We start from the raw sequence: 2241 nt of genomic DNA on the forward strand, positions 1-2241 counted from the left end.
TTCGCCCACGTAATCCCTTCTTTTTTCAACACCGTTTCAAATTGATACGGGGGTTCATGGTCGACTAAATAGCCATCCACTACCGCTTCCCGATAAGAATACGTGAAGACAGGCGGACCAAAGATCTCCGTCGTATGAAGTGCCGGCGTCGCCGTCAATCCGATGCGGACGGCATCAAAATAATCGAGCACTTTGCGGTATTTGCTGACATAGTCTTGATGATCTCTAAATTGCAGTTCCACCTCATCCATTTCTTTATCTAACGTATAACCGCGATGGGCTTCGTCCACAATAATGCAGTCATACTGATCCACAGGCGGGATGTCTTCCGAGCGGTCGTTATAAAAAATTCGTTTTAACATTCCTTGTACGGTAGCGATATGCACTTTCGTTTCGTCATCTGGTTTTTGATCGTATAACGATTGTAAGCTATAAATTTCGGTGAACGTATGAAAACTTTCCATCTTGCTTTCTTTAAAAGCACTTTCTGCTTGTTCCGCTAGCGCTTTTCGGTCGACAAGGAATAAAATTCGATGAAAACGCTTTGCTTTGAGCAATCGGTAAATGAGACCAATTGCCATTCTCGTTTTCCCTGTTCCGGTTGCCATTGCGATTAAAATACTGCGTTTTTTCTCTTCCAGTGCTTTTTCAACAGCTTGAATGGCTTTCACTTGGTAAGGTCTTAATTTCAGATAATCAAATTTTTCATCACGCAAAAATTGTTCCGAACGTTCGACATCTTGCTCTAACAATTTTTTTAACCCGCGAGGAGTGTACCAGCCTTGCAGCGGGCGTGGATGGTTCGTCGATTTTCGGGCATCTAAAAACCAAATGCCTGATTTTTGCTCTAACTGTTTTAGATATGGTCTCCCATTTGTCGCAAAGAGAAATGGAACAAAGTAATCTCCCCACGGCTCATGGATCACTTCATTACCATGTCGAACGACTAATTTTGCATATTCTTTTGCTTGTTCAATGTCGGATGGAATATCTTTGCTGGCGCGTTTCGCCTCAATGATTCCCACTAGTTCAAGGCCAATAAATAGCGCGTAATCAGCGTAACCGCGTTTTAAAGGCCATTCCGCAATTGCCATGTTTCGCCCCTTTTCCGGACGAACTCCTTTGGAGAACCGTAACTTTTCAGAGTCAGCCTCCCATCCAGCATCTCGTAATTGTTGGTCAATAAGAATACGGGTTTCTGCCTCCGTCAATTCAAAGTTAGCGATGGCACGTTGAGAAAATTCACGTCGTTTTTGCTTTTCTTCACTGCTAATATATAGCTGTTCTTTCCGTATCTTTTCAAGCTCTATTTCCAATTGAGCAAGCTTTTCTTCGTATGACTTAACTACATGATCCAACTCATCTGCTGATATAGATGTTTGTGGTGTCGGTTCGATATACTCTGGAGCTTGGAATGACCAATCGCCATACACTTCCATAAACCAAACTGCAATTCGGAACGCCATATGCAATAAAGCTTTTGCTTCGTTTACTTCTCCATAACTCGGATTATGTACCGCTTCATTCCCTTTCAACCGAATGACCGTAAATAAGTCATATATTTCTTTCGGGATAATTTGCTCGTAAAACAGAACTCTTAGACGTTCTTGCTGATCAGTTCCACGTTCTTCCCTAATTTCTTCTAAAGCTAAAATATATTTTGTAATCGTTTCTGCAAATTTTCTTAACTCACTAATCGTCACGTTTGGATTTTGATATACATTTCGTTCCGCCGTTTCCCCAACACGGGCGAGAACTTCCCACTTATCTTTTAAGAATTCGAAGTTGCTTGATATCATGTTTATCCCCCACTATGATTCAATTCCTCCAATAAATAACCGCTCTAATTACCAGCCCATTATTAAGAAACATCATTCCTTATTACATGAATAATAGTCTAATTAAATGTTATTAAATATTAATCTAACTCGGAGATTTTTAAGTTAGACATATTCTTAAAATAAATTCCTATAATTTCAAGTTTTTCGTTTAGCGAATAAGCCTGAAAAATAAGCTTATTATTTACATACTTTACAATCAGAAAAACAGGTGGATATACATTTACTAGATTTTTTCCGATATTTTTCATAGTAGTTAAATCCATCAAAGAAGGTTGAAGAGAAGCATTAGGTGGATGCGAATGCCATGTACCAACAAAATATCGTGCATTTCCTGTTAGTTCTAGTGCTTGTGTTAGAAGTTCCTCTTTATTAAGAATTATTTCGGTACCGTCAAGAATTT

The 2241-nt window shown here is 39.3% G+C and carries 2 protein-coding genes; both read right to left on the reverse strand.

The annotated features are described in order from the left end of the window. The coding region (gene hsdR / locus VU18_RS16535; protein WP_047758588.1) for a type I restriction-modification system endonuclease at nt 1-1796 on the reverse strand (1796 nt) is incomplete at its 3' end. Between the two features lie 122 nt (nt 1797-1918). Then, the coding region (locus VU18_RS17735) for a Mov34/MPN/PAD-1 family protein (RefSeq protein WP_173426836.1) at nt 1919-2241 on the reverse strand (323 nt) is incomplete at its 5' end.

This window comes from Geobacillus sp. ZGt-1 (assembly GCF_001026865.1).
GTDB classification, from domain to species: domain Bacteria; phylum Bacillota; class Bacilli; order Bacillales; family Anoxybacillaceae; genus Geobacillus; species Geobacillus thermoleovorans.